Below are 25203 nucleotides of genomic sequence, written 5' to 3' on the forward strand. Positions count from 1 at the left end.
CGGTTCGAATTTGAATCCGATTCCCCGTCGGAGGGGGTTGTTCGCGCCTTCCGGCGTGATCACTACTTTAACGGCTTTTCCCGGTGACTCATAATCGAGCCGATGGGTCGAATTCCGGCATGCGGAATTGTTCCCGGTCGGGAGTCGTGCGGTAGTGGTCGTGCCGCCTGTACGGCGTGAGTGGCTGCCGGCGAACCGTCACGGCTTCGTGGCAACTCGGAGGACACTACACGATGGCCCGGCCGGGGAGGGCACCGGCACCGGTTCTCTGGTCCCGTACCGGCCAGGCGCTCTCGAAGTAGGCCGACGGCGTGGTCCCCAGCGCCCGCCGGAACATGGCCGTGAAGGCGCTGGGAGTCGCGTAACCGAGATCGGTCGCGACGGACGTGACCGGGGTGCCCCGGGCGAGCAGGGTGACGGCGTGCACGAGCCTGGCCTGCTGCACCCAGCGGGCCGGGCTCATTCCCGTCGCGGCGCCGAACCTGCGGTGCAGGCTGCGTGGGCTCAAATGGGCGTGGGACGCGGCGGAGGCCGTGGTCCAGCGCCCGCCCGGGTCGGCCCGGATCGCCGCGCAGAGGTCCGCGAGCCGGGGGTCGGCCGGTGCGGGCAGGTGCAGCGCCGGTACGGGCCGCGGCGCGAGTTCCAGGAGCAGCAGCTCCATCACCCGGCCGTCACGGCCCTCCCGGTCGTACTCGACCGGGATACGCGTGGCCTCGTCGATCAGCTCGCGCAGCAGCGGCGGGACCGAGACGACGGTGGGGTCGGCGGGCAGGTGCCAGACCGACTGCGGGGTGATGTAGAGGGTGCGCATGGCGACCGCGCCCGCGCAGGTCATCGCGTGGGTGAGGCCCGCGGGCACCCACACGCCGCGGGTGGCGGGGACCGCCCATACGCCGTGCCCGGTGGTGACCGTGATGGCACCGGTCGTGCCGTAGATCAGCTGGGCGCGGGGATGGTGGTGGTCGGGAATGTGATGACCGTCGGGCAGGTCGCGGGCCATCGCGGCGACCGGGCGGGGCACCTTCTGGTAGTCGTCGCGGTCCTCGCTCTTCCCGTACACGGCACTCGCCTCCGCTCTTTTCTTTCCCGCGTGCGAACGGCCCACGTTCCGCGCACTGCGCGCCTGGCACACTCTCGACACATATTGGCGCTACAGCGCAAGCATGCCGGCGCGCCCCCGGCTTAGCGTCGGCTCATGTGACCGAACAATCCGCCGTACAGTCCGCTTCCACTCCCCCGCACGCCGACCGGCCACCCCACCCCGGGCTGACCCGCCCGATGGCGCTGCTGCTGGCCGCGACCAGTGCCGTCACGGCCGCCAACGTCTACCTGAACCAGCCGCTGCTGGGCGCCGCCGCCTCCTCGTTCGGAGTGGCCCCGGATGTCCTCGGCGCGGTCCCCACCGCCACCCAGCTCGGCTACGCGGCCGGCATCCTGCTGCTGGTCCCGGCGGGCGACAGTCACGACCGGCGGCGGCTGATCCTCGGCCTCGGCACTGCCTCCGCCCTCGCCCTCGCCGCCTGCGCCCTCGCGCCCACCGTCGTCTGGCTGGTGGTGGCCGGCTTCGCCGTCGGCCTGCTCTCGCCCGTGCCGCAGCTCGTCACCCCGCTCGCCGTCGCGCTGGCCGCGGGCGGCGGCGAGGCGAGCCGGGGCCGGGTCGTCGGCACCGTGCAGGCCGGTCTGCTGGTCGGGGTGCTGGCCTCGCGCGCGTACTCGGGGGCGCTGGCGGAACAGGTCGGCTGGCGGGCGGTCTTCGGCTGTTCCTGCGTCCTGACGCTGCTGACCGTGCTCGTCCTGCGCCGCGCCCTGCCCCGCGTCCCGGCAGCGGCATCCGCCCCGTACCGGACCACGCTCGCCTCCCTGCCGCGGCTGTTCGCCGATCACCCGCTGGTGCGGCGGATCACCGTCTCCGGGGCGCTGGTGGGGATCGCGTTCGGCGCGTTCTGGACGACGCTGACGTTCCTGCTGGAGCGGCAGTACGGGTACGGGTCCACCGGGATCGGCCTGTTCGGGCTGGTGGCCGCGGCGAGCGCGCTGGCCTCGCCGTACGCGGGACGGCTGGCCGACCGGTTCGGGCGGCGCGGGGCGCTCGGCGCGCTGATCGGCCTGGTGATCGTGGGCTGGCTGCTCCTGCTGCCGGGCGGCGGCGCGCTGGCCTGGCTGCTCGCCGGGGTGATCGTCCTGGACGTCGGGGTCTGGGGCGGTCAGGCCGCGTCCCAGACGGCGCTGTTCGGGCTCGACCCCGCGCTGCACAGCCGCCTCAACACCCTCTACTTCACCCTGCGCTTCCTCGGCATCGCCGTCGGATCGCTGGTGGGGACGGTGGCGTGGGCCGGCGGCGGCTGGCCCGCCGTGGTGGCCACCGGGGCCGCCACGGCGCTCGCCGGACTGCTCGTGGCGGTCGCTCCGGACCGCTTGCCGCTCCGTCGCCGCCGCCAGACCTGACCAGCCGCGGCCCCGTCATCGTCTTCAGCCCTGACCGGCCGCCGCCCCGTCGCCGCGATCAGTCCCGACCGGCCGCCGCCTCGCCGTCCTCGCCCCTGACCGGCTCGCAGAGCACCGTGACGATCTTGTTGCGGCGGCCGGCCGGGGCCTCCGCGGTCAGCCGCAGCGCCTTCGGCGAGAGGGCGGACGGGTTGTCGCCGAGGTCGATCTCGGCGGTGGCGCCGGCGATCGGGACGCGGCCCAGGTGCTTGGCGAGCAGACCGCCGACCGTCTCCACGTCCTCGTCGTCCAGCTCCGCGAAGCCGTACAGCTCGCCGAGGTCGCCGATGTCCAGCCGGGCGGTGACGCGGTAGCGGCCGTCGCCCAGGTCCTCGACGGGCGGCAGCTCCCGGTCGTACTCGTCGGTGATCTCACCGACGATCTCCTCCAGGATGTCCTCGATCGTCACGATGCCGGCCGTGCCGCCGTACTCGTCGATGACGACCGCGACGTGGTTGCGGTCCTGCTGCATCTCGCGCAGCAGATCACCGGCGTTCTTCGTGTCCGGTACGAAGACGGCCGGGCGCATCGCCGTGGAGACCAGCTCGGTCTCGGCGTCCCGGCTGATGTGCACCTTGCGGGCGAGGTCCTTGACGTACACGATGCCGACCACGTCGTCCTCGTTCTCGCCGGTCACCGGGATACGGGAGAAACCGGAGCGCAGCGCGAGGGTGAGCGCCTGGCGGATGGTCTTGAAGCGCTCGACCGAGATCAGGTCCGTACGCGGCACCATCACCTCGCGTACGAGGGTGTCGCCGAGCTGGAAGACGGAGTGCACCATGCGGCGCTCCTCGTCCTCGATCAGCGACTCCTTCTCCGCGAGGTCCACCAGCGAGCGCAGCTCGGCCTCGGAGGCGAAGGGTCCCTGGCGGAAGCCCTTGCCGGGGGTGAGCGCGTTGCCCAGGAGGATCAGCAGCCGCGGGATCGGGCCCATGATCCTGGCGAGCGGCAGCAGCACGTACGCGGCGGCGGTGGCGGTGTTCAGCGGGTGCTGGCGGCCGATCGTACGGGGCGAGACGCCGACCGCGACGTACGAGACCAGCACCATCACCGCGATGGCCACGGTCAGCGCCTGCCAGGTCGCCTCGAAGGAGCGCAGGCAGGCGTACGTCACCAGTACGCCGGCCGCCATCTCGCAGCCGACGCGCACCAGCAGCGCCACGTTCAGATAGCGCACGGGGTCGGCGGCGACGGCGGCCAGCTTGGCGCTGCCGCGCCGCCCGGACCGTACGGCCTCCTCGGCACGGAAGCTCGTCGTACGGGCGAGGCCCGCCTCGGCGCAGGCCGCGAGCCAGGCGACCACGACGAGGAGGACCGCGACCGCTATCAGCTGGGTGGTCACCGGATCACCCGCCGTCAGGTGACGGTCGGGGCCGGGGACGGCCCGGTCAGCCCGCGCTCGGCGCGCCAGCCGTCGATGATCGCCGCCTGGAGGCCGAACATCTCGGCCTTCTCCGAGGGCTCCTCGTGGTCGTACCCGAGCAGGTGCAGCACGCCGTGCACGGTCAGCAGCTGGAGCTCCTCGTCCATGCTGTGCCGGGTCGGCGCCTCCTCCCCCTGCTTCTTGGCGACCTCCGGGCACAGCACGATGTCACCGAGGAGCCCCTGCGGGGGCTCCTCGTCGTCCTTGGCCGGCGGACGCAGCTCGTCCATCGGGAAGGACATGACATCGGTCGGACCGGGGAGGTCCATCCACTGGAGGTGGAGCTGTTCCATGGCGTCGGCGTCCACGACGATGACCGACAGCTCGGAGAGCGGGTGGATGCGCATCCGGGCCACGGCGTAGCGGGCGACGTCCAGGATCGCCTGCTCGTCGATGTCCGTTCCGGACTCGTTGTTGACGTCGATCGACATGAAGTGCTGCTTCTCGTTTCTCAGGTTCGCCGGCCGTTTTGGCTGTCGTACTTCTCGTACGCGTCGACAATACGGCCGACCAGCTTGTGCCGGACGACATCCTGGCTGGTGAGGCGCGAGAAGTGCACGTCGTCCAGCCCCTCCAGGATCTCCTGCACCTGCTTGAGCCCGCTCTTCGTGCCGCCGGGCAGGTCGATCTGCGTGATGTCCCCCGTGATCACGATCTTCGACTCGAAGCCGAGCCGGGTGAGGAACATCTTCATCTGCTCGGGGTTCGTGTTCTGGGCCTCGTCGAGGATGATGAAGGCGTCATTGAGCGTTCTTCCCCGCATGTATGCGAGCGGCGCCACCTCAATGGTCCCCGCCGCCATCAGCCGCGGAATCGAGTCCGGGTCCAGCATGTCGTGCAGCGCGTCGTACAGCGGGCGCAGGTACGGGTCGATCTTTTCGTAGAGGGTGCCGGGGAGGAAGCCGAGGCGTTCGCCGGCCTCCACCGCGGGGCGGGTCAGGATGATGCGGTTGACCTGCTTGGACTGCAGGGCCTGGACCGCCTTGGCCATGGCGAGGTAGGTCTTGCCGGTGCCGGCGGGGCCGATGCCGAAGACAACCGTGTGCTGGTCGATGGCATCGACGTAGCGCTTCTGGTTGAGGGTCTTCGGGCGGATGGTGCGGCCGCGGTTGGACAGGATGTTCTGGGTGAGCACTTCGGCGGGGGTCTCGCTCGACGTGCCCTCGCCGTCCGCCGCGGAGCGCAGCATGGCGATGGAGCGCTCGACCGCGTCCTCCGTCATCGGCTGGCCGGTGCGCAGGACCAGCATCATCTCGTCGAAGAGGCGCTGGATCAGGGCCACTTCCGCGGGGTCGCCGGTCGCCCGGATCTCGTTGCCCCGTACGTGGATGTCGGTGGCCGGGAAGGCGTTCTCGATGACCCGCAGCAGGGCGTCCCCGGACCCCAGGACCGTCACCATCGGGTGCTTGGCGGGGACGGTGAACTGGGCGTGCGCCTGCGGTCGTGTAGGTGTCTGAGTCATGGGCCGGCTCTGTGGCCTGCTCATCCCCCATTCGTTGCGCCGCGGGCTGCTGCCCCGCGGCTCGGCTCCTTGGGATACCAAGGGTACGACGGTGCACTGACAAGCCCGAAGCCTTTTCCGGCGTTCCCCTGTTCCCATGTTCCCCGGGTGACGGACCGCTCACGCGGGGCGGCGGAAGCCGATCGTCGGCAGCGCGCGGGCCAGCGGCCAGGCGCGGGCGGCGGTGGGCAGCAGCGCGTCGAGGAAGGCGTAGCGGCGGCGCAGCGCGGTGGCGTCCTGGATGTCGCAGGCGCGCGCCGCGCCGCCGTCCGGTGTGCGTCCGTACGCTCCGGCCGCGGTCACCCGCTGCCACCACGCCGCGATCTCCACCCAGCCCGGCGCGGACAGCGAGCCACCGAACTCCTGTACGGAGAGGGCGGCGGTCAGCCCGGCGAAGGCGAGCCGGTCGGCCAGCGGCCAGCCGGCCAGCGAGCCGGTGACGAAGCCCGCGACGAACACGTCGCCGGCGCCGGTGGGGTCCATGGCCTCCACCGCGATGGCGGGCACCTCGGCGGTCTCGCCGGTGCGCCCGTCGACCGCGTACGCGCCCTCGGCGCCCAGCGTGACCACGGCGACCGGCACCAGGTCGGCCAGCTTGCGGGCGGCGGCGCGCGGGCAGTCCAGGCGGGTGTAGCGCATCGCCTCCTCCGCGTTGGGCAGGAAGGCCTCGCAGTGCTCCAGTTCGGCCAGGTCGGCGGGGTCCCAGCGGCCGGTGTCGTCCCAGCCCACGTCGGCGAAGATCCGGCTGCCGCGGTGGGCGGCGCAGCCGAGCCAGCCCTCGGGGCTACCGGGCGTGAGCGAGGCGACGCAGGCGCGCGACGGCGGCGGGCAGCCCGGCGCGTGCTTGCCGTCGAACGCCGTACGGGCGGGTCCGCTGGGCGCCTCGTGGCCGTGCGAGACCATGGTGCGCTCGCCCTCGTACGCCATGGAGACGGTGACCGGCGAGTGCCAGCCGGCGACGGTGCGGGACATCGACAGGTCGACGTGCTCGCCGCGCTCCAGGGCCTCCCAGCAGTACTCGCCGTACATGTCGTCGCCGAAGGCCGCGGCGAGCGAGGTGCGCAGGCCCAGGCGGGCGAGCGCGGTGGCCATGTTGGCGACGCCGCCGGGGCTGGAGCCCATGCCGCGCGCCCAGGACTCGGTGCCGCGTACCGGGGCGGAGTCCAGGCCGGTGAAGATGATGTCCAGGAAGACCGTGCCGGTGAGGTAGACGTCGGTGGCCGGGTCGCCCTCGGCGCGTACGGCGGCGAGCGGGTCGAGCGCGGGCGCGGGGCCCGGCGGCAGGTGGCCGTCCGGTCCGCCGCTCCGTCCGCCTCCTGGGGTCCGCTGGACATCGTGTGCGCTCACCGTGCCTGCCCCTCTCTCGCGTGCGCGTGCCGCCAGTGTGCCCGATGCTGCGGTACGTTCCGGCCCATGAGGCTCACGATTTTGGGCGGCGGGGGTTTCCGGGTACCGCTGGTGCACCGCGCGCTCCTGGACGATCCCGCGCAGGCCGTCTCCGAGGTGACGCTGTACGACACCGACCCGCGGCGGGTGGCCGTGATCGCCTCCGTACTGGAGCGGCAGGCCGAGCAGCGGCGGACCGGGCCGGGGAAGTCCGCTTCGGTACGGGTACGGATCGCCGACTCGCTCGACGACGCGCTGCGCGGCACCGACTTCGTCTTCTCCGCGATCCGCGTCGGCGGTACCGCGGGCCGGATAGCGGACGAGCGGATTCCGCTGGACGCGGGCGTGCTGGGGCAGGAGACGGTGGGCGCGGGCGGTGTGCTGTACGGGCTGCGCACGGTGCCCGTCGCGCTGCGGATCGCCGAGCGGGTGGCGGCGCTGGCGCCGGACGCCTGGGTCGTGAACTTCACCAATCCGGCGGGGACGGTCACCGAGGCGATGTCCCAGGTGCTGGGCGAGCGGGTGATCGGGATCTGTGACTCGCCGGTCGGGCTGGTGCGGCGCGCGGCGCGGGCCGCGGGCGCCGATCCGGACCGGGTGACGTACGACTACGTCGGGCTCAACCACCTGGGCTGGCTGCGCTCGCTGACCGACGAGGACGGCACGGACCTGCTGGCAGGCCTGCTGTCCGATCCCGACGCGCTCACCACGTTCGAGGAGGGCAAGCTCTTCGGCGCCGAGTGGCTGCGGGCGCTGGGCTCGATCCCCAACGAATACCTGCACTACTACTACTTCCGCCGGGAGACGCTCGCCTCCCTGGTGAACACCGAGGAGACGCGCGGGGAGTTCCTGGACCAGCAGCAGGGCGGGTTCTTCGAAGCGGCCTCCGGGGTCTCTCCCGAGACGGCGTACGCGCTGTGGGAGCGGACCCGGCTGGAGCGCGAGGAGACGTACATGGCGCACAGCCGGGAGGCGACCGGCGGCTGGCAGCGCGACACCTGCGACCTGGAGGGCGGCGGTTACGACCAGGTGGCGCTGGCGGTCATGCGCGCCATCGCGGGCGACCGGCACGCGCGCCTGATCCTGAACGTACGCAACGGGACGACCGTGCCGCAGCTCGCGCCCGAGGCGGTCATCGAGACGGTGTGCGAGGTGGACGCGCGGGGCGCCCGGCCGCTGCCGTGCGCCCCCCTGCGCGAGGACCAGCTGGGGCTGATGCTCCAGCTCAAGGCCGTGGAGCTGGCGACGGTGGAGGCGGCGGAGTTCAAGGACCGGGACGCGGCGCTGCGCGCGATGGCGCTGCATCCGCTGGTGGACTCACCGGCGGTGGCCGCCCGCATTCTGGAGCGGGCGGCCACCCGCTGACGTCCCCGGTGGTCAGTGCCCCCGCTTGATCCACTCGTCCAGGTGCGGTGCCTCCGCTCCGACGGTGGTGCCGTCGCCGTGTCCCGTACGGACCTCGGTCTCCGGGGGCAGCGTCAGCAGCCGCTCCCGGATCGAGTCGACGATGGTCGGGAAGTCGGAGAAGGAGCGGCCGGTGGCGCCGGGGCCGCCCTGGAAGAGGGTGTCGCCGGTGAAGACCGTGCCGTGCTCGCCCAGCTCCGGCGCGTACAGGCAGACCGCGCCCGGGGCGTGGCCGGGGGTGTGCAGCACGGTCAGGTCGACGCCCCCGATGGTCAGCACCTGGCCGTCGGCCAGGGCCTCGTCCGGCGCCCGGTCCGGGTGGGTCTGCTTCCACAGCGGCAGGTCGTCCGGGTGGAGGTGGATCATCGCGCCGGTACGGGTGGCGAGCGCCGGGGCGGCGTCGATGTGGTCGTTGTGCGCGTGGGTGCAGATGATCGCGCGCAGCGTCCGGCCGTCCAGCGCCTCGAAGATCGCGTCGGCGTCGTGCGCGGCGTCGATGACGACCGCCTCGATGTCGTCGCCGACGATCCACACGTTGTTGTCCACGTCCCACGTACCGCCGTCGAGCGAGAACGTGCCGGAGGTGACGAGGTGGTCGATGCGGGCCGCCATCAGAGCGTCACCACCGAGCGCAGCACGTCGCCGTGGTGCATCCGCTCGAAGGCCTGCTCCACGTCCTCGATGCCGATCGTCTCGGTCACGAAGCCGGCCAGGTCGATGCGGCCCTGCTGGTGCAGGTCGACCAGCATCGGGAAGTCGCGGGACGGCAGGCAGTCGCCGTACCAGGAGGACTTCAGCGCGCCGCCGCGGCCGAACACGTCCAGCAGCGGCAGCTCCAGCTTCATCTCCGGTGTCGGCACGCCGACCAGCACGACCGTGCCGGCCAGGTCGCGCGCGTAGAACGCCTGCCGGTACGTCTCGGGGCGCCCCACCGCGTCGATCACCACATCGGCGCCGAAGCCGCCGGTCAGCTCGCGGATCGCCTCGACCGGGTCGGCGGCGCGCGAGTTGACGGTGTGGGTGGCGCCCATCGTCTTGGCCATGGAGAGCTTGCGGTCCTCCACGTCCACGGCGATGATCCGGGACGCGCCGGCCAGCCGCGCGCCGACGATCGCCGCGTCGCCCACGCCGCCGCAGCCGATCACCGCGACGGAGTCGCCGCGGCCCACCGCGCCGGTGTTGATGGCCGCGCCGATGCCGGCCATCACACCGCAGCCGAGCAGCCCGGCCACCGCCGGGGACATCTCCGGGTCGACCTTGGTGCACTGCCCGGCCGCGACCAGCGTCTTGTCGGCGAAGGCGCCGATGCCGAGGGCGGGCGTCAGCTCCGTCCCGTCCTTGAGGGTCATCTTCTGGCGGGCGTTGTGGGTGTCGAAGCAGTACTGCGGGCGGCCGCGCTTGCAGGCCCGGCACTTGCCGCACACCGCACGCCAGTTGAGGATCACGAAGTCCCCGGGCTCCACGTCGGTGACGCCCGCCCCCACGGCCTCCACGACGCCGGCCGCCTCGTGCCCCAGCAGGAACGGGAAGTCGTCGTTGATCCCGCCCTGCTTGTAGTGCAGATCGGTGTGGCACACCCCGCACGCCTGCACCTTCACCACGGCTTCGCCCGGCCCGGGGTCCGGCACCAGGATCGTCTCCAGCCGCACCGGCTCGTTCTTCCCCGGCGCGATGACGCCACGCACTTCCTGTGCCATCGGTACAGCTCCCTCCAAAGATCACGTACGGGATGAATACGGTACGCGCCCCGGGCGCCGGGAGCGCCGGTCCGTCGGCGGCCGGGACGTGCCGCTCACCACCGGGGTGCGCCGCTCACCACCGTGGCACCTCGGGCACCACCCATCCCGGATCGGCCGCCCGCATCGCCGCCGCGTCGTCGCGGTCGCGCAGGGTGCCGTCGTCGGCGAGCCAGCGCGCGTGGAGGGCCGCGAGGCGGTCGCGGTCGAGGGTGACGCCGAGGCCGGGTGTGTCGGGCACCGCGAGGCGGCCGTCCCGGAAGGCGGGGCGTTCGGTGAGCACGTCCTCCGTCTGCCAGGGGTAGTGGGTGTCGCAGGCGTACGCCAGGTCGGGAACGGTCGCAGCGACGTGGGTCATGGCGGCGAGGCTGATGCCCAGGTGGGTGTTGGAGTGCATGGACAGGGCGACGCCGAAGGCGCGGCAGACGGCGGCCAGTTCGCGGGTGTTGCGCAGGCCGCCCCAGTAGTGGTGGTCGGCGAGGACGACCTGGACGGCGTCGCGGGTGAAGGCCTCGCGGATCTCGGCGAAGGTGGTGACGCACATGTTCGTGGCGAGCGGGAGGTCCATACGGGACGCGACCTCGGCCATGTGGGCGGTGGTGCTGGTGGGGTCCTCCAGGTATTCGAGGACGTCGTGGAGTTCGCGGGCGACGTGGAGGGAGGTGGGGACGCTCCAGGCGCCGTTCGGGTCCAGGCGCAGGGGGTGGCCGGGGAAGGCGGCGGCCAGGGCGCGGACCGCGGCGATCTCCTGTGCGGGCTCGAAGACGCCGCCCTTGAGTTTGAAGGAGCCAAAGCCGTACGTGTCGCGGAAGCGGCGGGCCTGGGCGACGATGCCGGGCGGGTCGAGGGCCGCGCCCCAGTCGTCGGGTTCGCCGCGGCCGCCGGGGTGGGCGGCCCAGCGGTAGAAGAGGTACGCGCTGTATTCGACGTGGTCGCGGACCTTGCCGCCGAGCAGGGCGTGCACGGGCAGTCCGGCGTGCCGGCCCCACGCGTCCAGGCAGGCCACCTCGAAGCCGGACAGGACGGACAGCCGTAGCTTGTCGGCGGTCCGCGCGCCGCGCAGGCCGCCCGCGGTGACATCCTCGGCGCCGGTGGCCGCCGGGGAGTCGCCGCAGACTTCGGCCGCGAGGTGCGGCAAGGTGTTCACGTCCGTGACCTGACGGCCAATCAGCGCGTCGGCCAGGGGGCGGGCGAGGTCGAGGTAGGTGGTGTCGCCGTAGGTCTCGCCGAGGCCGGTCGTGCCGTCCGCCGTGGTCACTTCGATGATCAGGCGGGGGGTGTAGGGCTGGTGGACGCCCTGGACGTTGAGCAGGGGCGGGTCGGCGACGAGGACCGGGGTGAGGTGGACGGCGGTGATGGTGGTGGCCGACGGGGTGTCAGGAGGGCGGGCCGGCGGCGCGTTCCGCGGCGTGGGCTGCGTTTCCGTACGTAGACGGTGTCCATCCATGGGGACGGAGCGTAGGAAGACGGGAGGTCCGGGTCAATGGGGCCGATGGACGTCCACGGCTGACGGCGGGTTGCGCCGACCGGCCCAGCCTTTACCAACCATTGAATCTTCGCGCGTAGATGTCCGCATAAACGCTCTGTTAAACCTAGGTGGCCCCCACTGGTCCAGCTAGGAGCTGCACATGCGCCACCCCCTCCTCTCCCGCCGCCGGGTCCGCGTCGGCGCCGCGGCCGTCACGGCGGTCGTCGCCGGCACCGCCGCCTTCGGTGTCGGCCAGGCCACCGCCGAGCACTCCGTACCGCGTACCGACAAGGAGGTCCCGAACCTCACCCAGGTACAGGACAAGATCAAGGCGTACTACGGCGACACGGTGACCGCGGACGGGCAGCACTACGCCTCCCCGCGCAGCAACTACGCCAAGCAGGTGCGCGGCATCACGGACTCGGCCCGCAACTACCTGGCCAAGGCCGCCGGCAAGAAGCACCACGGCAAGCCCGCCATCGTCCTGGACATGGACGACACCACGCTGCTGACGTACAACTACGAGCTCCAGGTCGGCTTCCACCACACCGAGGCGGCCCAGGACAAGTACCTGGCGAGCAAGGACATGGCGGCGGTCTTCGGCATGGACCGGCTCGTCAACTGGGCGCGCGGCAAGGGCTACGAGGTCTTCTTCGTCACCGGCCGCAAGGAGGCGCAGCGCCAGTGGAGCGTGCGCAACCTGAAGAACGTCGGCTACAAGGTGCCGCTGGACCGCACGCACGTCTACCTCAAGGACAAGAAGAACCCGCCGTCCTACCTGCCGTGCGGCGCCAACTGCACGACGGTCCAGTTCAAGTCCGGCACCCGCAAGCACATCGAGTCGCGGGGCTACGACATCGTCGCCAACTTCGGCGACCAGTACAGCGACCTGAACGGCGGCTACGCCGACAAGACCTTCAAGCTGCCGAACCCGATGTACTTCCTGCCCTGATCCGCCGGACGGCGGACGCGACGCGCCCCGGTCCTCAGGTGCGCTTGGGGACCGGGACGCGCATCAGGTCGCGGGCGATGGTCAGCTCCCCTTCGAAGCCGGCCGCCCGCGCCTGGCGCTCGAACTCCAACGGGTCCGAGTAGCGCTGGGAGAAGTGCGTGAGGACCAGGTGGCGCACGCCCGCGTCGGCGGCGGCCCGCGCCGCCTGGCCCGCCGTCAGATGGCCGTGCTCCTTGGCCAGCCGTACGTCCTCGTCCAGGAACGTGGACTCGATGACGAGCAGGTCGCAGCCCGCGGCGAGCGCGTGCACCCCGTCGCACAGCCGGGTGTCCATGACGAAGGCGAAGCGCTGGCCCCGCCGCACCTCGCTGACCTCGTCGAGGGTGACGCCGTTCAGCGCGCCCTCCCGCTGGAGCCGGCCGACGTCCGGCCCGGCGATGCCGTGCGCGGCGAGCTTTTCCGGCAGCATCCGGCGCCCGTCCGGCTCGACCAGGCGGTAGCCGTACGACTCGACCGGGTGGGAGAGCTTGCGCGCCTCCAGGACGTACGACGGCGTGTCGGCCAGTACCCCGTCGGCGGCCACCGGCTCCTCGGCCAGTCGCACCGTCTCGCGGTAGGCGGTGGCGTACCGCAGCCGGTCGAAGAAGCGCCGGCCGCTCGCCGGGAAGTGCGCGGTGACCGGGTGCGGCACCCGGTCGAGGTTGATGCGCTGGATGACCCCGGCGAGCCCGAGCGAGTGGTCACCGTGGAAGTGCGTGACGCAGATCCGGTTGATGTCGTGCGCGGCGGCCCCGGCGCGCAGCATCTGCCGCTGGGTGCCCTCGCCGGGGTCGAAGAGGATGCCTTCGCCGTCCCAGCGCAGCAGGTAGCCGTTGTGGTTGCGGTGCCGGGTGGGCACCTGGCTGGCGGTGCCGAGGACGACGAATTCGCGTACGGACAAGGTGCTCGGGCTCCCGCTCCGTCAGACCAGGCGCTGGAGGTCGCGGCCGCCCAGGACGTGCGCGTGGGCGTGGAAGACCGTCTGGCCCGCGCCGGGGCCGGTGTTGAAGATGATGCGGTAGCCGGTCCCGTCGACCTTCTCGTCGGCGGCCACGGCGGCGGCCTCGCTCAGCACCTCACCGGCGATCAGCGGCTCGGCGGCGGCCAGTTCGCCCGCGTTGGCGTAGTGCACCTTGGGGATCACCAGGACGTGCGTCGGTGCCTGCGGGCTGATGTCCCGGAAGGCGACGGTCGTCTCGGTCTCCCGCACGATCGTCGCGGGCACCTCGCCGGCCACGATCTTGCAGAACAGGCAGTCGGCCTGCGGTTCTCCCGCCACCGGTGGGCTCCTCCCGGGTTGCCATCACGTCTACGGGTCCGGATGTTACCGGGCCGCCCGTGGGAGGTGGTGCGGCGGCCGGGCCGGTGGCGGTGCGGGCCCGGGCCGGCGCGCCGGACGGGTGTGGTGATCAAGGTGATCAGTGGTCGGCGGCCCAGGTCGGCTTCTGGTCGTCCTTTCCGTCGTGGCCGTTGCCGTTCTGGCCATCGTGGTTGCCGTCTTGGTTGCCGTCGTCGTGGCCGTTGCCGTTCTGGTTGCCCTGATCGTCGTGATTGCCGTCGTGATTGCCGTCGTCGTGGTTGCCCTGGCCGTCGTGGTCGTGCGCATCGTCCGAACAGGTGTCGCTGGGCGACGGGTCCGGATCGGGTTCCGGGTTCGACGGCTGTGCCGTGACCGTGACCGTGACGGGCGGTGTGTAGGGCGGTTCGTGGGAGGTGTGGCCGCTGCTGGGCGGCTGCACGGTGTGCGTGACGGTCGGCCGCGGGGTGCCGGTCGGCTCGTCCGCGTCGCAGTTGCCGAGCACGCCCACCTGGAAGACGACCTGTCCGGCGACCCGCGCGGTCAGCCGCCCGCGTACGCAGCGGCCGTCGACCTCGGAGGTGACCCGGCCGGTAATGGTGATCTTGCTGTGGTGGGCGGTCTGGCCCTGGCAGTCGACGGTGACGACGGTGTGGCGGTTCGCCGTGGCCGTCGCGTTGGCGGTGGTCTGCTGGTCCCGCGGAACGGTCGCCGTACAGCTCAGCCAGCTCACGTTCACGCCGATGCGCTTCAGCGCCGCGGTCCCCGCCTGGTCGGTGGTGTAAGCGATCGACGAGGTGTTCAGCCCGCCGGCCGGCTCACACGCGGACACCGCGACGACCGCCGCGCCCGCGGCGCCCACCGCCGCGAGCAGCCTGCCGCGCCGGAACAGTCCGGCCCGGGACCTGCCGGTCCGCGCGAGCCGCGGCCGTACGTGCCGTACGTCTCGTAAGCGCCCCATGGACCCCATGCCCGGCAGCGTCCCACCACCGCCCCCGGACCAACAGTCCCGGCTCGGCCAGTGTGCGCCGCCGCCCGTACGGACCGCGTCCGCCCGCGGGGGCCGGCCTCCCGCCCGTACGGACCGCCGTATTCCGCCTGTCCGGGTCCCGCCGCCCGCCGCGCCGGAATCACTAAGCTGATCCACAGACCGCCATCCGGCCCACGACCAGGAGTCATCACCATGGCAACCACCCGCACCGCGCAGACCCACTGGGAAGGCAACCTCATGGAGGGCAAGGGCAGCGTCGAGCTCGCCTCCTCCAACGTCGGCACGTTCGACGTGAACTGGCCGGCCCGCGCCGAGCAGCCGAACGGCGTCACCAGCCCCGAGGAGCTGATCGCGGCAGCCCACTCGTCCTGCTACTCGATGGCCTTCTCGCACGGCCTGGCCGGCAAGGGCTACACCGTCGCGGCCCTGGACACCAAGGCCGATGTGACGTTCCAGCCGGGCGAGGGCATCACCGGCATCGTGCTGACCGTCAAGGCCAGCGTGCCGGGCCTGTCCGAGGAGGACTTCCAGGCCGCGGCCGAGGACGCCAAGAAGAACTGCCCGGTGAGCCAGGCGCTGGCCGGCGTCAAGAACATCACCCTCAACGCCGAGCTGGTCTGATCCGGCGGGCGACGCGACGACGGCGGGGCCGCGGCACCTCTCGTGCCGAGGCCCCGCCGTCCCGGTCCTGACGCTACGTCAACTCCAGCGTCCCGTACGGCCCAGCAGCAGCGCCGTGGCCGCCGTACCCGCCGTGGACGTCCGCAGCACGCTCCACCCGAGCCGGTACGCCTTGGCCCCCGCCTCCTCGAACGCCGCCAGCTCCTCCGGCGACACGCCGCCTTCGGGCCCGACGACGAGCACGATCCGCCCGGACGCCGGAAGTTCCGCGGACGCCAGCGGGGCGCTCCCCGCATCCCGGTCCTCGTGCAGGACGGCGGCGAAGTCCGCCTCCGCGAGCAGCGCCGCGACCTGCTTGGTGGACATCAGGTCGGTGACCTCCGGGAAGCGCAGCCGACGGGCCTGCTTGCCCGCCTCACGGGCCGTGTTGCGCCACTTGGCCAGGGACTTCGCGGCCCGCTCGCCCTTCCACTGGGTGATGCACCGGGACGCGGCCCACGGGACGACGGCGTCCACGCCGGTCTCCGTCATGGTCTCCACGGCCAGCTCGCCGCGGTCGCCCTTGGGCAGCGCCTGTACGACGGTGATCAGCGGCACCGGTTCCGGCTCGGCCTGCTCCCCCGTCACCTCCACGACCAGCCGGTCCTTGCCCTCGGCGGCCAGCACCACGCCCACCGCGCCGCTGCCGCGCCCGTCCGTCAGCACCACGGGCTCGCCCGCGCGCAGCCGGCGCACGGAGACCGCGTGCCGGCCCTCGGGCCCGTCCAGCACGGTTTCACCCGGGCCCGGGACGCTGTCGACGAGAAAGACCGGCGCCGTCACAGCGCACCTCCCAGCTCACCCGGAACGCCCGGCCCGGCCTGCTGGTCCGGGCCGGCGCCCGGCCCACCGCCGCGGCCCAACCCGGCGCGCGCCGCGTCCAGTTCGGCCATCAGCACCTCGATCAGCTGCCCGGCCGGCAGCTGCCGCGCCAGCCGGTGCCCCTGCCCCGCCCACAGCGCCATGCCCTGCGCGTCGCCGGTCTTGGCGGCGGCCTTGCGCAGGCCCGAGGTCAGATGGTGCACGGCCGGGTAGGCGGCCGGGGCGTACGGGCCGTGCTCGCGCAGGAAGCGGTTCACCAGGCCGCGGGCCGGGCGCCCGGAGAAGGCCCGGGTCAACTCCGTGCGGGTGAACAGGGGGTTGGTCATCGCCTGCTTGTGGAGGGCGTGCGCGCCCGACTCCGGGGTGACCAGGAAGGCCGTGCCGAGCTGCGCCATCGTCGCGCCCGCCGCCAGCGCCGCGGCGATCTGCGAACCGCGCATCAGGCCGCCCGCCGCGATGATCGGTATCTGCACGGACTCGCGCACCTGCGCGATCAGCGACAGCAGCCCGAGTCCGGAGCCGGTGCCGTCGGCCTGCGGGTCGTCGCGGTGGGTGCCCTGGTGGCCGCCCGCCTCGACGCCCTGCACGCAGACCGCGTCGGCGCCGGACCACTGCGCGGCCTGCGCCTCGGCCGCGGTGGTGGCGGTCACGATGGTGTACGTACCGACCTTGGCGAACCCGTCGAGCACGGCGCGCGAGGGACAGCCGAAGTGGAACGAGACGACCGGCACCGGGTCCTCGCGCAGGATGGCGAGCTTGGCCTCGTACCCGTCGTCCACGCCGCCGTACGGGTCGATCTCGTCCAGCGGGGTCTCGTACCAGGCCGACTCGCCCGCGAGCTGCTCGCGGTAGACCTCGACGGCCGCGTTCTCGGCGAGCGCGGGCTGCGGCATGAAGAGGTTCACGCCGAAGGGCCGGCCGGTCAGCCCGCGCAGCTGTTTGATCTCCTGGTACATGCCGTCCGCGGTCTTGTACCCGGCGGCCAGGAAGCCGAGCCCGCCGGCTTCGCAGACGGCGGCGGCCAGCTCCGGGCGGGCCACCCCGCCCGCCATCGGGGCCTGCGCGATCGGATAACGGCAGAGATCGGTCAGCGCTGTGGGCATGCGCACATCGTGTCACGCCACACGCCCGGCCCCGAACCGGGTCCGTACCCACCAAGATCAAACACGCCCGGCGATCAGGGCACTTCGGACGTGCCGGCGGGTGGCCGCCGGCTGAACGGCCGGGGCGGCAGGCGGCACGCGAGGCGGCCGCTCACCAGGGGGGCGGCAGCCCTCAGGACGACGCTCCATAGCAGGTGGCGATCGCGGCGGCGCGGTCGCGCAAGGAGTCGCGCAGCCACTGCGGGGCCAGGGCCTCGGCGCTCGTGGCGAGCTGCCACAGCGCCCATTCGGCGTGCCTGGGATCTTGGAAGGTGACCTCCAGCCGCAGCCGTCCGTCCGCGCCGGCCTCTTCGGCGCGGACGGCCAGCGCGGTGCCCACCAGCTCCTCCCGCCGTTCCGGGTCCACCCGTACCAGCACGACGACCTGGTCGCCGCCGGTCCGGAACCGCGTGCCGCGTTCCTGCCAGGCCCGGTCCAGGTCGACCTGGTCCGGCCGCTGTGCCGGTTCGGCGAGTTCCTCGGCGGCCAGCACCCGGGACAGCCGGTAGGTGCGGTCCGCGCCGGACCGCGTGGCCAGCAAGTAGCCCTGGCCGCGTGCGGTGACCAGGCCGATCGGGTCCACCGTGCGCCACTTCGGGTCCTGGTCCACCGCCGCGTAGTGGATCCGCAGCCTGCGTCCGGCGAGCACCGCGCGCCGGACCACGGTCACCACGGTGTCGGGCACCTCCTCGGGGACCAGCCGGCGCGAGAGGAGGTCGGTCTCCGGATCGACGAGCAGTCGCCGGGCCGCGCCGGCCGCGGTGGCCCGATCGCTCTCGGGCAGCGCGTCGACCACCTTGCGCAGGGCCGAGGCGAGCGCCGGGCCGAGGCCGAACGCCTGCGCGCCGCGCCGCGATCCGGCGACCAGCAGGGCCAGCGCCTCGTCGTGGTTCAGTCCGGTGAGCTCGGTCCGGAAACCGGGCAGCAACGCGAAGCCGCCGCGCCGGCCGCGTTCGGCGTAGACGGGGACACCGGCCGCGGACAGCGCGTCGATGTCGCGCAGCACGGTGCGGGTGGACACCTCCAGCTCACGGGCCAGCGCGGTCGCGGACAGCCGCCCGTGCTGCCGGAGCAGCAGGACCAGCGATACCAACCGATCGGCGCGCATGCGAAAACCCTACTGAAATACACGACACGAGATGTCGTGATTCGTTGCGAGGCTTACCAGCAGCACCAACGGACCCATCACACACATGAGGTGACCCGCATGGCACACGCCCTTGTCAATCCGGACGGCTTGCACGACCCGGTCCCGTTCGGCTACAGCCACACCGCCGCCGTCCCCGCGGGTACGGAGCTGGTACTCATCGCGGGTCAGTACGGATCGGGCCCGGACGGCGCGGTCGTCTCGGCCGACTTCGCCGAGCAGGTGAAGCAGACGTTCCGCAACATCGGCACCGCCCTCGCCGCCCACGGGCTCGGCCTCGGCCACGTCGTCCAGCTCAGGACGTACGTGGTGGACCACGACGTCAGCAAGCTGGGGCCGATCACCGAGGCCGTACGGGAGGCCTGGGGTACGCAGCCGCCCACCCAGACCCTCATCGGTGTCGCGAGCCTGGCCGCGCCCGACGTGCTGTTCGAGGTGGAGGCGGTCGCCGTACGGTCCTGACGCAGACGGCGACGGCGGCCGGGCACGGAGCCCGGCCGCCGTCGCGTCGTACATACGGACCTACCGCCCGTTGAACGCATCCTTGAGCCGCGAGAACAACCCCTGCTGCCCGGGCTGACTGTGCTTGCCCGGGGGACAACCCCCGGACCCCCGGCAGAACAACCCGCTACCGCCCGTTGAACGCATCCTTCAGCCGCGAGAACAACCCCTGCTGCCCGGGCTGGAACTGCCCCTGCGGGCGTTCCTCGCCGCGGAGCTTGGCGAGGCGGCGCAGCAGTTCCTCCTGCTCCGCGTCCAGCTTGTTCGGCGTGATGACCTCGACGTGCACGATGAGGTCGCCGCGGCCGTTGCCGCGCAGGTGGGTGACGCCGCGGCCGTGCAGCGGGATCGACTGGCCGGACTGGGTGCCGGGCCGGATGTCGATCTCCTCCATGCCGTCCAGCGTCTCCAGCGGGCACTTCGTGCCCAGCGCCGCCGCCGTCATCGGGATGGTGACCGTGCAGTGCAGGTCGTCGCCGCGCCGCTGGAAGGTCGGGTGCGACAGTTCGTGGATCTCCACGTACAGGTCGCCGGCCGGGCCGCCGCCGGGGCCGACCTCGCCCTCGCCCGCGAGCTGGATCCGGGTGCCGTTGTCCACACCGGCCGGGATCTTGACCGTGAGCGTGCGGCGCGAGCGGATGCGGCCGTCGCCGGCGCACTCGGGGCACGGGGTCGGCACGACCGTGCCGAAGCCCTGGCACTGCGGGCACGGCCGGGAGGTCATGACCTGGCCCAGGAAGGACCGGGTGACCTGGGAGACCTCGCCGCGGCCGCGGCACATGTCACAGGTCTGCGCCGAGGTGCCCGGCGCCGCGCCCTCGCCCGAACAGGTCGTGCAGACGACGGCGGTGTCCACCTGGATGTCCTTGGTGGTGCCGAAGGCCGCCTCGTCCAGCTCGACGTCCAGCCGGATCATCGCGTCCTGGCCGCGCCGCGTGCGGGACCGCGGTCCGCGCTGCGAGGCCGTGCCGAAGAACGCGTCCATGATGTCGGAGAAGTTGCCGAAGCCCGCGCCGAAGCCGCCGGCCCCGCCGCCGCCCGCCTGCGAGAGGGGGTCGCCGCCGAGGTCGTAGACCTGCTTCTTCTGCGGGTCCGAGAGCACCTCGTAAGCGGCGTTGATCTCCTTGAACCGCTCCTGGGTCTTCGGGTCGGGGTTCACATCCGGGTGCAGCTCGCGCGCCAGCCGCCGGAAAGCCTTCTTGATCTCGTCCTGCGAGGCATCGCGCCGTACGCCCAGGACCGCGTAATAGTCCGTGGCCACTTACGACTCCGCGAGGATCTGTCCGACGTAACGTGCCACTGCGCGTACCGCTCCCATCGTTCCGGGGTAGTCCATGCGGGTCGGTCCGACCACGCCGAGTTTGGCGACTGCCTCGTCGCCCGAACCGTAGCCGACCGCGACGACCGATGTGGACGTCAGGCCCTCATGGGCATTCTCATGCCCGATGCGTACGGTCATGCCGGAGTCCTTGGCCTCCCCGAGCAGTTTGAGGAGCACCACCTGCTCCTCCAGAGCCTCCAGCACCGGCCGGATGGTCAGTGGGAAATCGTGCCCGAAGCGCGTGAGATTGGCGGTACCGCCGATCATCAGCCGCTCTTCGGTCTCCTCCACCAGAGTCTCCAGCAGAACCGACAGAACTGTCGAGACCGTCCCCCGGTCCTCCTGCTCGAAGGACTCCGGGAGATCCTGCACGAGCTGCGGCACGTCCGTGAACCGCCGCCCCACCACGCGGCTGTTCAGCCGCGCCCGCAGGTCCGCCAAGGAGGTCTCGCCGAACGGCGCCGGACAGTCCACCATGCGCTGCTCGACCCGGCCGGTGTCCGTGATCAGGACCAGCATCAGCCGGGCCGGGGCCATCGACAGCAGCTCCACGTGGCGCACCGTGGACCGGGTCAGGGAGGGGTACTGCACGACGGCGACCTGCCGCGTGAGCTGCGCCAGCAGCCGTACCGTGCGTCCCACCACGTCGTCCAGGTCGACGGCGCCGTCCAGGAAGTTCTGGATGGCGCGCCGCTCGGGGCTGGAAAGCGGCTTGACGCCCGCCAGCTTGTCCACGAAGAGGCGGTAGCCCTTGTCCGTCGGAATGCGTCCGGCGCTGGTGTGCGGCTGGGCGATGAAGCCCTCGTCCTCCAGCGCCGCCATGTCGTTGCGGACCGTGGCGGGCGAGACACCGAGCTTGTGCCGCTGGGTCAGCGCCTTGGAGCCGACCGGCTCCTCGGTCCCGACATAGTCCTGGACGATGGCGCGCAGCACTTCGAGTCTGCGTTCACTGAGCATCGCGCACACCTCCAGTCCGGCCGTGTCACCGGCGCGCGGCCGGTTTCTTCCCGGGTCGTCTTCCCTGGCACTCATCAGGTCCGAGTGCCAGACCCGGACCAAGTGTACGGCCGGGTCACGTGGACAGGGCAAGGGCCGCGGTACCGGCGCCGCGCCCGGTGCGCCCACGGGCGGTGTGCCGCGGCTACGGGTGGCGGGTCGCGCGTACGGGTGGGCGACCGGTGACCGCCGGTCCGGCGGGCCACGGTACCGCGGCGCGGAAGGCGGGGTTCCGACGGCCCGGCGGGCGGCTGTACCGCGGTCCGGCAGGCGGGAGCCCGGCACCGGCGGCTAGCGTCTGCGTATGCGTACGACTTGGGAAGAAGCCGGGTGGGAACGGCTCGGCGCGGGGGTCGGGCGGTGCCGGATGCCCGGCTGGGACGAGACGGTCGGCGCCGTCGTCGGCGCCTCCGGCGTGCTGATCGTCGACACCGGCGCGACGCTGCGGGACGGCGCCATGCTGCGCCGCCGGCTGCGCGGCATCGCGGGCCGCGACGTGACGCACGTCGCGCTGACCCACCCGCACTTCGATCATGTGCTGGGCACCGCGGCCTTCGCGGGCGTCCAGGTCTTCGGCGCGGCGGGCCTCGACACGTACCTGCCGCGCGCCCAGGACGAGCTGCGGCGCAGCGCGGTGTCGTACGGCGTGGACCCCGACGCCGCAGCCGAGGCCACCGACCTCCTCGTCCGCCCGCACCACCTCGTCTCCGGCGAACGCACCCTGGACCTCGGCGACCGGCAGGTGCTGCTCGCCAACGTCGGCCCCGGGCACACCGCGCACGACCTGGTGGTCCTGGTCCCCGGCACGCACGGCTCGCCCGAGGTCGTCTTCTGCGGCGACCTGGTCGAGGAGTCCGGCGAACCGCAGGCCGGGCCGGACGCGGTCCCCGGGCAGTGGCCCGCCGCGCTGGACCGGCTGCTGGCGCTCGGCGGGGAGGACGCGGTGTACGTACCCGGGCACGGCGCTGTCGTGGATGCCCGATTCGTCCGTGAGCAACGTGACGCGCTCAGCCGTCGCTTCGGCGTGTCGCGGCGCTGACCGGCCATCCCTTCCTATCGTCTGTCGGATGCGCAGCAGACAGTACGGCCCGGACCTGACCCCGCCGTGGAAGAAGCAGCAGCCGGCCCCCGAGGTCGCGGCGGAGCCGGACCTGGTGGTGGAAGAGGCCGTGACCGGCTTCTGCGGCGCGGTGATCCGCTGCGAGAAGACCGCCGAGGGCCTTACGGTCACCCTCGAAGACCGCTTCGGCAAGCACCGGGTGTTCCCGATGACCCCGCGCGGCTTCCTGCTGGACGGCAAGCCCGTCACCCTCGTACGGCCGTCGGCCCGGCCCGCCGCACGCGGCCCGGCCCGTACGGCATCGGGCTCACTGGCCGTCCCCGGCGCCCGCGCACGGGTCGCCCGCGCCGGGCGCATCTACGTGGAAGGGCGCCACGACGCCGAACTGGTCGAACGCGTCTGGGGCGACGACCTGCGCATCGAGGGCGTCGTCGTCGAATACCTGGAGGGCATCGACGACCTCCCCGCCCTCGTGCACTCCTTCTCCCCCGGCCCCGACGCCCGCCTCGGCGTCCTGGTAGACCACCTCGTCCCCGGCTCGAAGGAGTCCCGCATCGCGGCATCGGTCACGGACCCGGACGTCCTGGTCGTCGGCCACCCGTACATCGACGTCTGGGAAGCCGTGAAGCCGTCCTCGGTCGGCATCCCCGCCTGGCCGACCGTCCCGCGCGGCCAGGACTGGAAGACGGGCGTGTGCCGGGCCCTGCGCTGGCCGGAGAACACGGGCGCCGCGTGGCAGCGCATTCTCGGCTCGGTCCACTCGTACAGGGACCTGGAGCCGGCGCTGCTGGGGCGGGTGGAGGAGCTGATCGACTTCGTTACGGGTGGGAGTGGGGCCTGACGTTGGTGAACGTCTGGAACTCGGTGGTGTCCAGTTTTACGCCGAGCAGGTCCAGGGGGATCGGATCGCCGAACTTGGTGAGGCGCTGCACCGTGTAGTCGGCGTCTTCGCCGGTGCCGGTGGGTTCGGTGAGGAGGACGCAGTGGGCCATGATGGGGTCGATGATCAGGTAGGCGGGGATGCGGCCGGCGGCGTAGATCGAGCGCTTGAGGCGGTAATCGCGGTGGACGCTGTTCTTCGAGACCACTTCTACGAGCATCGTGACCAGCTCGGGAGGCAGCAGCCGCCCCGATTCGGGCCCGGCATCGCGACCCAGCACGACGAGGTCGGGCTGCGGCTCACTGGTTTGCCGCAGGAAGTCGATGTCCTGCGTCTGAAGACAGTCCCACTTCTGGCCTGGGATCTGTTGCAACACCCGCAGCACGATCCGGTTGTGCACCAGATCGGGACCAGCCATCATCACGATTTCCCCCCGCAGGAGCTCCGCCTTGTATCCCTCGGGAACCTCAAGGTCCTCGAAGAACGCGACGAGGGGGTGAGTGGTCGGCCGGTCATCCACAGCTGTCATCTCCGTGGTCCTCCGCTTCACGCCGTCGCCCATGATTACGACAGCAGGCCAGGAGCCAGCGTAGGGCGCTCCGCAGGGAAAACACATGATTCACCCTGCTGAGCGAACGGATCGATCAGTCCACCAGATCCCGCACCACCGCATCCGCCAGCAGCCGCCCCCGCAGGGTCAGTACAGCGCGGCCCGCCTCATACGGGCCCGGGTCCAAGAGGCCGTCGGCGAGGGCGCGGCGGGATGCGGCCAAGCCGGCTGGGGCGAGGATGTCCAGGGGGCAGCCGGCCGCGAGACGCAGTTCCAGGAGGACGCGTTCCACGCGGCGATCCTCGGCGGAGAGGAGTTCGCGGCCCGCGCCGGGGGACCGGCCCTCGCCGAGGGCCTGGGCGTACGCGCCGGGGTGCTTCACGTTCCACCAGCGGACGCCGCCGACGTGGCTGTGCGCGCCGGGGCCCGCGCCCCACCAGTCGGCGCCGGTCCAGTACAGCTCGTTGTGGCGGCAGCGGGCCGCCTCGGAGGTGGCCCAGTTGGAGACCTCGTACCAGTGGAAGCCGGCCGCGGACAGGGCCTCCTCGGTGATCAGGTAGCGGTCGGCGTGCACGTCGTCGTCGGTCATCGGGACCTCGCCGCGCCGGATGCGGCGGGCCAGCTGGGTGCCCTCCTCGACGATCAGCGCGTACGCGGAGACGTGGTCGGGCGCCGCGCCGAGCGCGGCGTCGAGCGTGGCCCGCCAGTCGTCGTCCGACTCGCCGGGCGTCCCGTAGATCAGGTCGAGGTTGACGTGCTCGAAGCCCGCCGCGCGCGCCTCGGCGACGCATGCTTCCGGGCGGCCCGGCGTGTGCGTACGGTCGAGGATCTTCAGGACGTGCTGCCGGGCGCTCTGCATGCCGAAGGAGACCCGGTTGAAGCCGGCTTCCCGCAGTTCGGCCAGGTAGCGCGGGTCGACGGACTCCGGGTTGGCCTCGGTGGTGATCTCCGCGCCGTCCGCCAGGCCGAACTCGTCGCGGATCGCGGCGAGCATCCGGCCCAGGTCGGCGGCCGGGAGCAGGGTCGGCGTGCCGCCGCCGACGAAGACCGTCTCGACCGGCCGCGGGTCGTCACCGAGCACCTTGCGGGCGAGCCGGAGCTCCTCGGCGACCGTGTCCGCGTAGTTCTCCCGCGAGGCGAGCGCGCCGCCCGAGCCGCGCAGCTCGGTGGCCGTGTACGTGTTGAAGTCGCAGTAGCCGCAGCGCGTCGCGCAGTAGGGCACGTGCAGGTAGAACCCGAGCGGCCGGGCGCCCGCACCGGTCAGGGCGTGACCGGGCAGCGCCCCGTCCTCGGGCATGGGCTCACCATCGGGGAGTGCGGAAGGCATGCCTTCCATTGTCCGGCATACGGCGGGGAGCGTGGCGGGAGGCGCCCGGGCGCGTCGCGAAGTAGGGCTCGTGCAGGTAGAACCCGAGCGGCCGGGCGCCCGCACCGGTCAGGGCG

At 72.3% G+C, this 25203-nt stretch carries 25 protein-coding genes; 7 read left to right on the forward strand and 18 right to left on the reverse strand.

From position 1 onward, the window contains the following. Nucleotides 1-226 precede the first annotated feature (226 nt). Nucleotides 227-1060 carry an AraC family transcriptional regulator gene (locus tag IH45_RS0136745; RefSeq protein WP_050515452.1) on the reverse strand — a complete coding sequence of 278 codons (834 nt, stop codon included), beginning with the start codon at nucleotides 1058-1060 and terminating at the stop codon, nucleotides 227-229. A 137-nt stretch (nucleotides 1061-1197) separates the two neighbouring features. On the opposite strand from IH45_RS0136745, the gene IH45_RS0136750 reads away from it, so the two are divergent. Further along, entirely contained in the window at nucleotides 1198-2445 is a 1248-nt protein-coding gene (locus tag IH45_RS0136750) for an MFS transporter (protein ID WP_234440813.1), read from the forward strand. Nucleotides 2446-2503: 58 nt separating this feature from the next. Here the strand turns inward: IH45_RS0136750 and IH45_RS0136755 are convergent, their stop codons facing one another. From IH45_RS0136755 to IH45_RS0136770, 4 genes are all read right to left on the reverse strand, one after another. Further along, nucleotides 2504-3826, reverse strand: coding sequence for a hemolysin family protein (locus IH45_RS0136755; protein ID WP_030679156.1), 1323 nt, complete (start codon nucleotides 3824-3826; stop codon nucleotides 2504-2506). A 14-nt stretch (nucleotides 3827-3840) separates the two neighbouring features. Beyond that, nucleotides 3841-4338: an rRNA maturation RNase YbeY gene (ybeY, locus tag IH45_RS0136760; RefSeq protein ID WP_003984339.1), complete on the reverse strand. Its 498-nt coding sequence runs from the start codon at nucleotides 4336-4338 to the stop codon at nucleotides 3841-3843. 20 nt (nucleotides 4339-4358) lie between these two features. Continuing rightward, nucleotides 4359-5369, reverse strand: coding sequence for a PhoH family protein (locus IH45_RS0136765; protein ID WP_030679160.1), 1011 nt, complete (start codon nucleotides 5367-5369; stop codon nucleotides 4359-4361). Nucleotides 5370-5528: 159 nt separating this feature from the next. After that, nucleotides 5529-6692, reverse strand: a complete 1164-nt coding sequence (locus IH45_RS0136770) for a PfkB family carbohydrate kinase (RefSeq protein ID WP_030679164.1) — start codon at nucleotides 6690-6692, stop codon at nucleotides 5529-5531. 129 nt (nucleotides 6693-6821) lie between these two features. Here IH45_RS0136770 and IH45_RS0136775 point away from each other — a divergent pair, with 129 nt between their 5' ends. Continuing rightward, nucleotides 6822-8159 (forward strand): family 4 glycosyl hydrolase, encoded by a 1338-nt coding sequence (locus IH45_RS0136775; RefSeq protein ID WP_030679166.1) that lies wholly within the window; start codon nucleotides 6822-6824, stop codon nucleotides 8157-8159. Between the two features lie 12 nt (nucleotides 8160-8171). Here IH45_RS0136775 and IH45_RS0136780 read toward each other — a convergent pair whose 3' ends face one another. From IH45_RS0136780 to IH45_RS0136790, 3 genes are all read right to left on the reverse strand, one after another. Further along, on the reverse strand, nucleotides 8172-8810 hold the full coding sequence (locus IH45_RS0136780) for an MBL fold metallo-hydrolase (RefSeq protein ID WP_030679169.1): 639 nt from the start codon (nucleotides 8808-8810) through the stop codon (nucleotides 8172-8174). Then, nucleotides 8810-9895 (reverse strand): S-(hydroxymethyl)mycothiol dehydrogenase, encoded by a 1086-nt coding sequence (locus IH45_RS0136785; protein ID WP_030679172.1) that lies wholly within the window; start codon nucleotides 9893-9895, stop codon nucleotides 8810-8812. The genes IH45_RS0136780 and IH45_RS0136785 overlap by 1 nt, the downstream gene beginning before the upstream one ends. A 115-nt stretch (nucleotides 9896-10010) precedes the next feature. Next, the gene (locus IH45_RS0136790; RefSeq protein WP_234440814.1) at nucleotides 10011-11381 is read right to left on the reverse strand and encodes a glucarate dehydratase family protein; all 1371 of its coding nucleotides are present in this window, start codon (nucleotides 11379-11381) and stop codon (nucleotides 10011-10013) included. A 181-nt stretch (nucleotides 11382-11562) separates the two neighbouring features. Here IH45_RS0136790 and IH45_RS0136795 point away from each other — a divergent pair, with 181 nt between their 5' ends. After that, nucleotides 11563-12354, forward strand: a complete 792-nt coding sequence (locus IH45_RS0136795) for an HAD family acid phosphatase (RefSeq protein ID WP_030679179.1) — start codon at nucleotides 11563-11565, stop codon at nucleotides 12352-12354. A 34-nt stretch (nucleotides 12355-12388) separates the two neighbouring features. On the opposite strand, the gene IH45_RS0136800 is transcribed toward IH45_RS0136795, so the two are convergent. The 3 genes from IH45_RS0136800 to IH45_RS1000000149580 all read right to left on the reverse strand — a co-directional run bounded on the left by IH45_RS0136800 (nucleotide 12389) and on the right by IH45_RS1000000149580 (nucleotide 14660). Then, on the reverse strand, nucleotides 12389-13294 hold the full coding sequence (locus IH45_RS0136800) for a ribonuclease Z (RefSeq protein WP_030679182.1): 906 nt from the start codon (nucleotides 13292-13294) through the stop codon (nucleotides 12389-12391). Nucleotides 13295-13315: 21 nt separating this feature from the next. Beyond that, nucleotides 13316-13672 (reverse strand): histidine triad nucleotide-binding protein, encoded by a 357-nt coding sequence (locus tag IH45_RS0136805; protein WP_030679185.1) that lies wholly within the window; start codon nucleotides 13670-13672, stop codon nucleotides 13316-13318. Between the two features lie 139 nt (nucleotides 13673-13811). Then, the gene (locus IH45_RS1000000149580; RefSeq protein ID WP_199810760.1) at nucleotides 13812-14660 is read right to left on the reverse strand and encodes a hypothetical protein; all 849 of its coding nucleotides are present in this window, start codon (nucleotides 14658-14660) and stop codon (nucleotides 13812-13814) included. A gap of 213 nt (nucleotides 14661-14873) precedes the next feature. Here IH45_RS1000000149580 and IH45_RS0136815 point away from each other — a divergent pair, with 213 nt between their 5' ends. Continuing rightward, nucleotides 14874-15302, forward strand: a complete 429-nt coding sequence (locus tag IH45_RS0136815) for an OsmC family protein (RefSeq protein WP_030679191.1) — start codon at nucleotides 14874-14876, stop codon at nucleotides 15300-15302. A gap of 78 nt (nucleotides 15303-15380) precedes the next feature. On the opposite strand, the gene IH45_RS0136820 is transcribed toward IH45_RS0136815, so the two are convergent. The 3 genes from IH45_RS0136820 to IH45_RS0136830 all read right to left on the reverse strand — a co-directional run bounded on the left by IH45_RS0136820 (nucleotide 15381) and on the right by IH45_RS0136830 (nucleotide 18413). After that, nucleotides 15381-16124, reverse strand: a complete 744-nt coding sequence (locus IH45_RS0136820) for a 16S rRNA (uracil(1498)-N(3))-methyltransferase (RefSeq protein ID WP_030679194.1) — start codon at nucleotides 16122-16124, stop codon at nucleotides 15381-15383. Continuing rightward, complete coding sequence (locus IH45_RS0136825) at nucleotides 16121-17266, reverse strand: nitronate monooxygenase (RefSeq protein ID WP_030679197.1); 1146 nt, start codon at nucleotides 17264-17266, stop codon at nucleotides 16121-16123. The genes IH45_RS0136820 and IH45_RS0136825 overlap by 4 nt, the downstream gene beginning before the upstream one ends. 172 nt (nucleotides 17267-17438) lie before the next feature. Then, complete coding sequence (locus IH45_RS0136830) at nucleotides 17439-18413, reverse strand: helix-turn-helix transcriptional regulator (protein WP_030679200.1); 975 nt, start codon at nucleotides 18411-18413, stop codon at nucleotides 17439-17441. 99 nt (nucleotides 18414-18512) lie between these two features. Between IH45_RS0136830 and IH45_RS0136835 the strand changes: the two genes are divergently transcribed. Beyond that, on the forward strand, nucleotides 18513-18914 hold the full coding sequence (locus IH45_RS0136835; protein WP_030679203.1) for a RidA family protein: 402 nt from the start codon (nucleotides 18513-18515) through the stop codon (nucleotides 18912-18914). A gap of 166 nt (nucleotides 18915-19080) precedes the next feature. Here the strand turns inward: IH45_RS0136835 and dnaJ are convergent, their stop codons facing one another. Further along, the gene (gene dnaJ, locus IH45_RS0136840) at nucleotides 19081-20214 is read right to left on the reverse strand and encodes a molecular chaperone DnaJ (RefSeq protein ID WP_030679206.1); all 1134 of its coding nucleotides are present in this window, start codon (nucleotides 20212-20214) and stop codon (nucleotides 19081-19083) included. After that, nucleotides 20215-21231 carry a heat-inducible transcriptional repressor HrcA gene (hrcA, locus tag IH45_RS0136845; protein WP_003984321.1) on the reverse strand — a complete coding sequence of 339 codons (1017 nt, stop codon included), beginning with the start codon at nucleotides 21229-21231 and terminating at the stop codon, nucleotides 20215-20217. Between the two features lie 343 nt (nucleotides 21232-21574). On the opposite strand from hrcA, the gene IH45_RS0136850 reads away from it, so the two are divergent. Together IH45_RS0136850 and IH45_RS0136855 are read left to right on the forward strand one after the other, a co-directional pair. Beyond that, nucleotides 21575-22309, forward strand: coding sequence for an MBL fold metallo-hydrolase (locus IH45_RS0136850; protein ID WP_030679211.1), 735 nt, complete (start codon nucleotides 21575-21577; stop codon nucleotides 22307-22309). A 28-nt stretch (nucleotides 22310-22337) separates the two neighbouring features. Beyond that, complete coding sequence (locus IH45_RS0136855; RefSeq protein ID WP_030679214.1) at nucleotides 22338-23171, forward strand: DUF3097 domain-containing protein; 834 nt, start codon at nucleotides 22338-22340, stop codon at nucleotides 23169-23171. Here IH45_RS0136855 and IH45_RS0136860 read toward each other — a convergent pair. Next, a complete protein-coding gene (locus IH45_RS0136860) occupies nucleotides 23149-23739 on the reverse strand; it encodes a Uma2 family endonuclease (protein ID WP_030679216.1) in 591 nt (196 codons plus the stop codon). The genes IH45_RS0136855 and IH45_RS0136860 overlap by 23 nt on opposite strands. 115 nt (nucleotides 23740-23854) lie before the next feature. Then, the gene (gene hemW, locus IH45_RS0136865) at nucleotides 23855-25087 is read right to left on the reverse strand and encodes a radical SAM family heme chaperone HemW (protein WP_030679218.1); all 1233 of its coding nucleotides are present in this window, start codon (nucleotides 25085-25087) and stop codon (nucleotides 23855-23857) included. Nucleotides 25088-25203: the final 116 nt, after the last annotated feature.

This window comes from Streptomyces rimosus subsp. rimosus (assembly GCF_000720725.1).
Lineage (GTDB): Bacteria > Actinomycetota > Actinomycetes > Streptomycetales > Streptomycetaceae > Streptomyces > Streptomyces rimosus_A.

Bases quoted from the DNA above. Each gene is read 5' to 3' on its own strand.
- IH45_RS0136795 (WP_030679179.1), top strand. From the start codon at position 11,563: ATGCGCCACCCCCTCCTCTCCCGCCGCCGGGTCCGCGTCGGCGCCGCG.
- IH45_RS0136830 (WP_030679200.1), bottom strand. From the start codon at position 18,413: ATGCGCGCCGATCGGTTGGTATCGCTGGTCCTGCTGCTCCGGCAGCAC.
- IH45_RS0136825 (WP_030679197.1), bottom strand. From the start codon at position 17,266: ATGCCCACAGCGCTGACCGATCTCTGCCGTTATCCGATCGCGCAGGCC.
- IH45_RS0136790 (WP_234440814.1), bottom strand. From the start codon at position 11,381: ATGGATGGACACCGTCTACGTACGGAAACGCAGCCCACGCCGCGGAAC.
- ybeY (WP_003984339.1), bottom strand. From the start codon at position 4,338: ATGTCGATCGACGTCAACAACGAGTCCGGAACGGACATCGACGAGCAG.
- hrcA (WP_003984321.1), bottom strand. From the start codon at position 21,231: ATGCTCAGTGAACGCAGACTCGAAGTGCTGCGCGCCATCGTCCAGGAC.
- IH45_RS0136860 (WP_030679216.1), bottom strand. From the start codon at position 23,739: ATGACAGCTGTGGATGACCGGCCGACCACTCACCCCCTCGTCGCGTTC.
- IH45_RS0136775 (WP_030679166.1), top strand. From the start codon at position 6,822: ATGAGGCTCACGATTTTGGGCGGCGGGGGTTTCCGGGTACCGCTGGTG.
- IH45_RS0136835 (WP_030679203.1), top strand. From the start codon at position 18,513: ATGGCACACGCCCTTGTCAATCCGGACGGCTTGCACGACCCGGTCCCG.
- IH45_RS0136850 (WP_030679211.1), top strand. From the start codon at position 21,575: ATGCGTACGACTTGGGAAGAAGCCGGGTGGGAACGGCTCGGCGCGGGG.
- IH45_RS0136765 (WP_030679160.1), bottom strand. From the start codon at position 5,369: ATGACTCAGACACCTACACGACCGCAGGCGCACGCCCAGTTCACCGTC.
- IH45_RS0136855 (WP_030679214.1), top strand. From the start codon at position 22,338: ATGCGCAGCAGACAGTACGGCCCGGACCTGACCCCGCCGTGGAAGAAG.
- IH45_RS1000000149580 (WP_199810760.1), bottom strand. From the start codon at position 14,660: ATGGGGTCCATGGGGCGCTTACGAGACGTACGGCACGTACGGCCGCGG.
- IH45_RS0136785 (WP_030679172.1), bottom strand. From the start codon at position 9,895: ATGGCACAGGAAGTGCGTGGCGTCATCGCGCCGGGGAAGAACGAGCCG.
- IH45_RS0136780 (WP_030679169.1), bottom strand. From the start codon at position 8,810: ATGGCGGCCCGCATCGACCACCTCGTCACCTCCGGCACGTTCTCGCTC.
- IH45_RS0136815 (WP_030679191.1), top strand. From the start codon at position 14,874: ATGGCAACCACCCGCACCGCGCAGACCCACTGGGAAGGCAACCTCATG.
- hemW (WP_030679218.1), bottom strand. From the start codon at position 25,087: ATGCCTTCCGCACTCCCCGATGGTGAGCCCATGCCCGAGGACGGGGCG.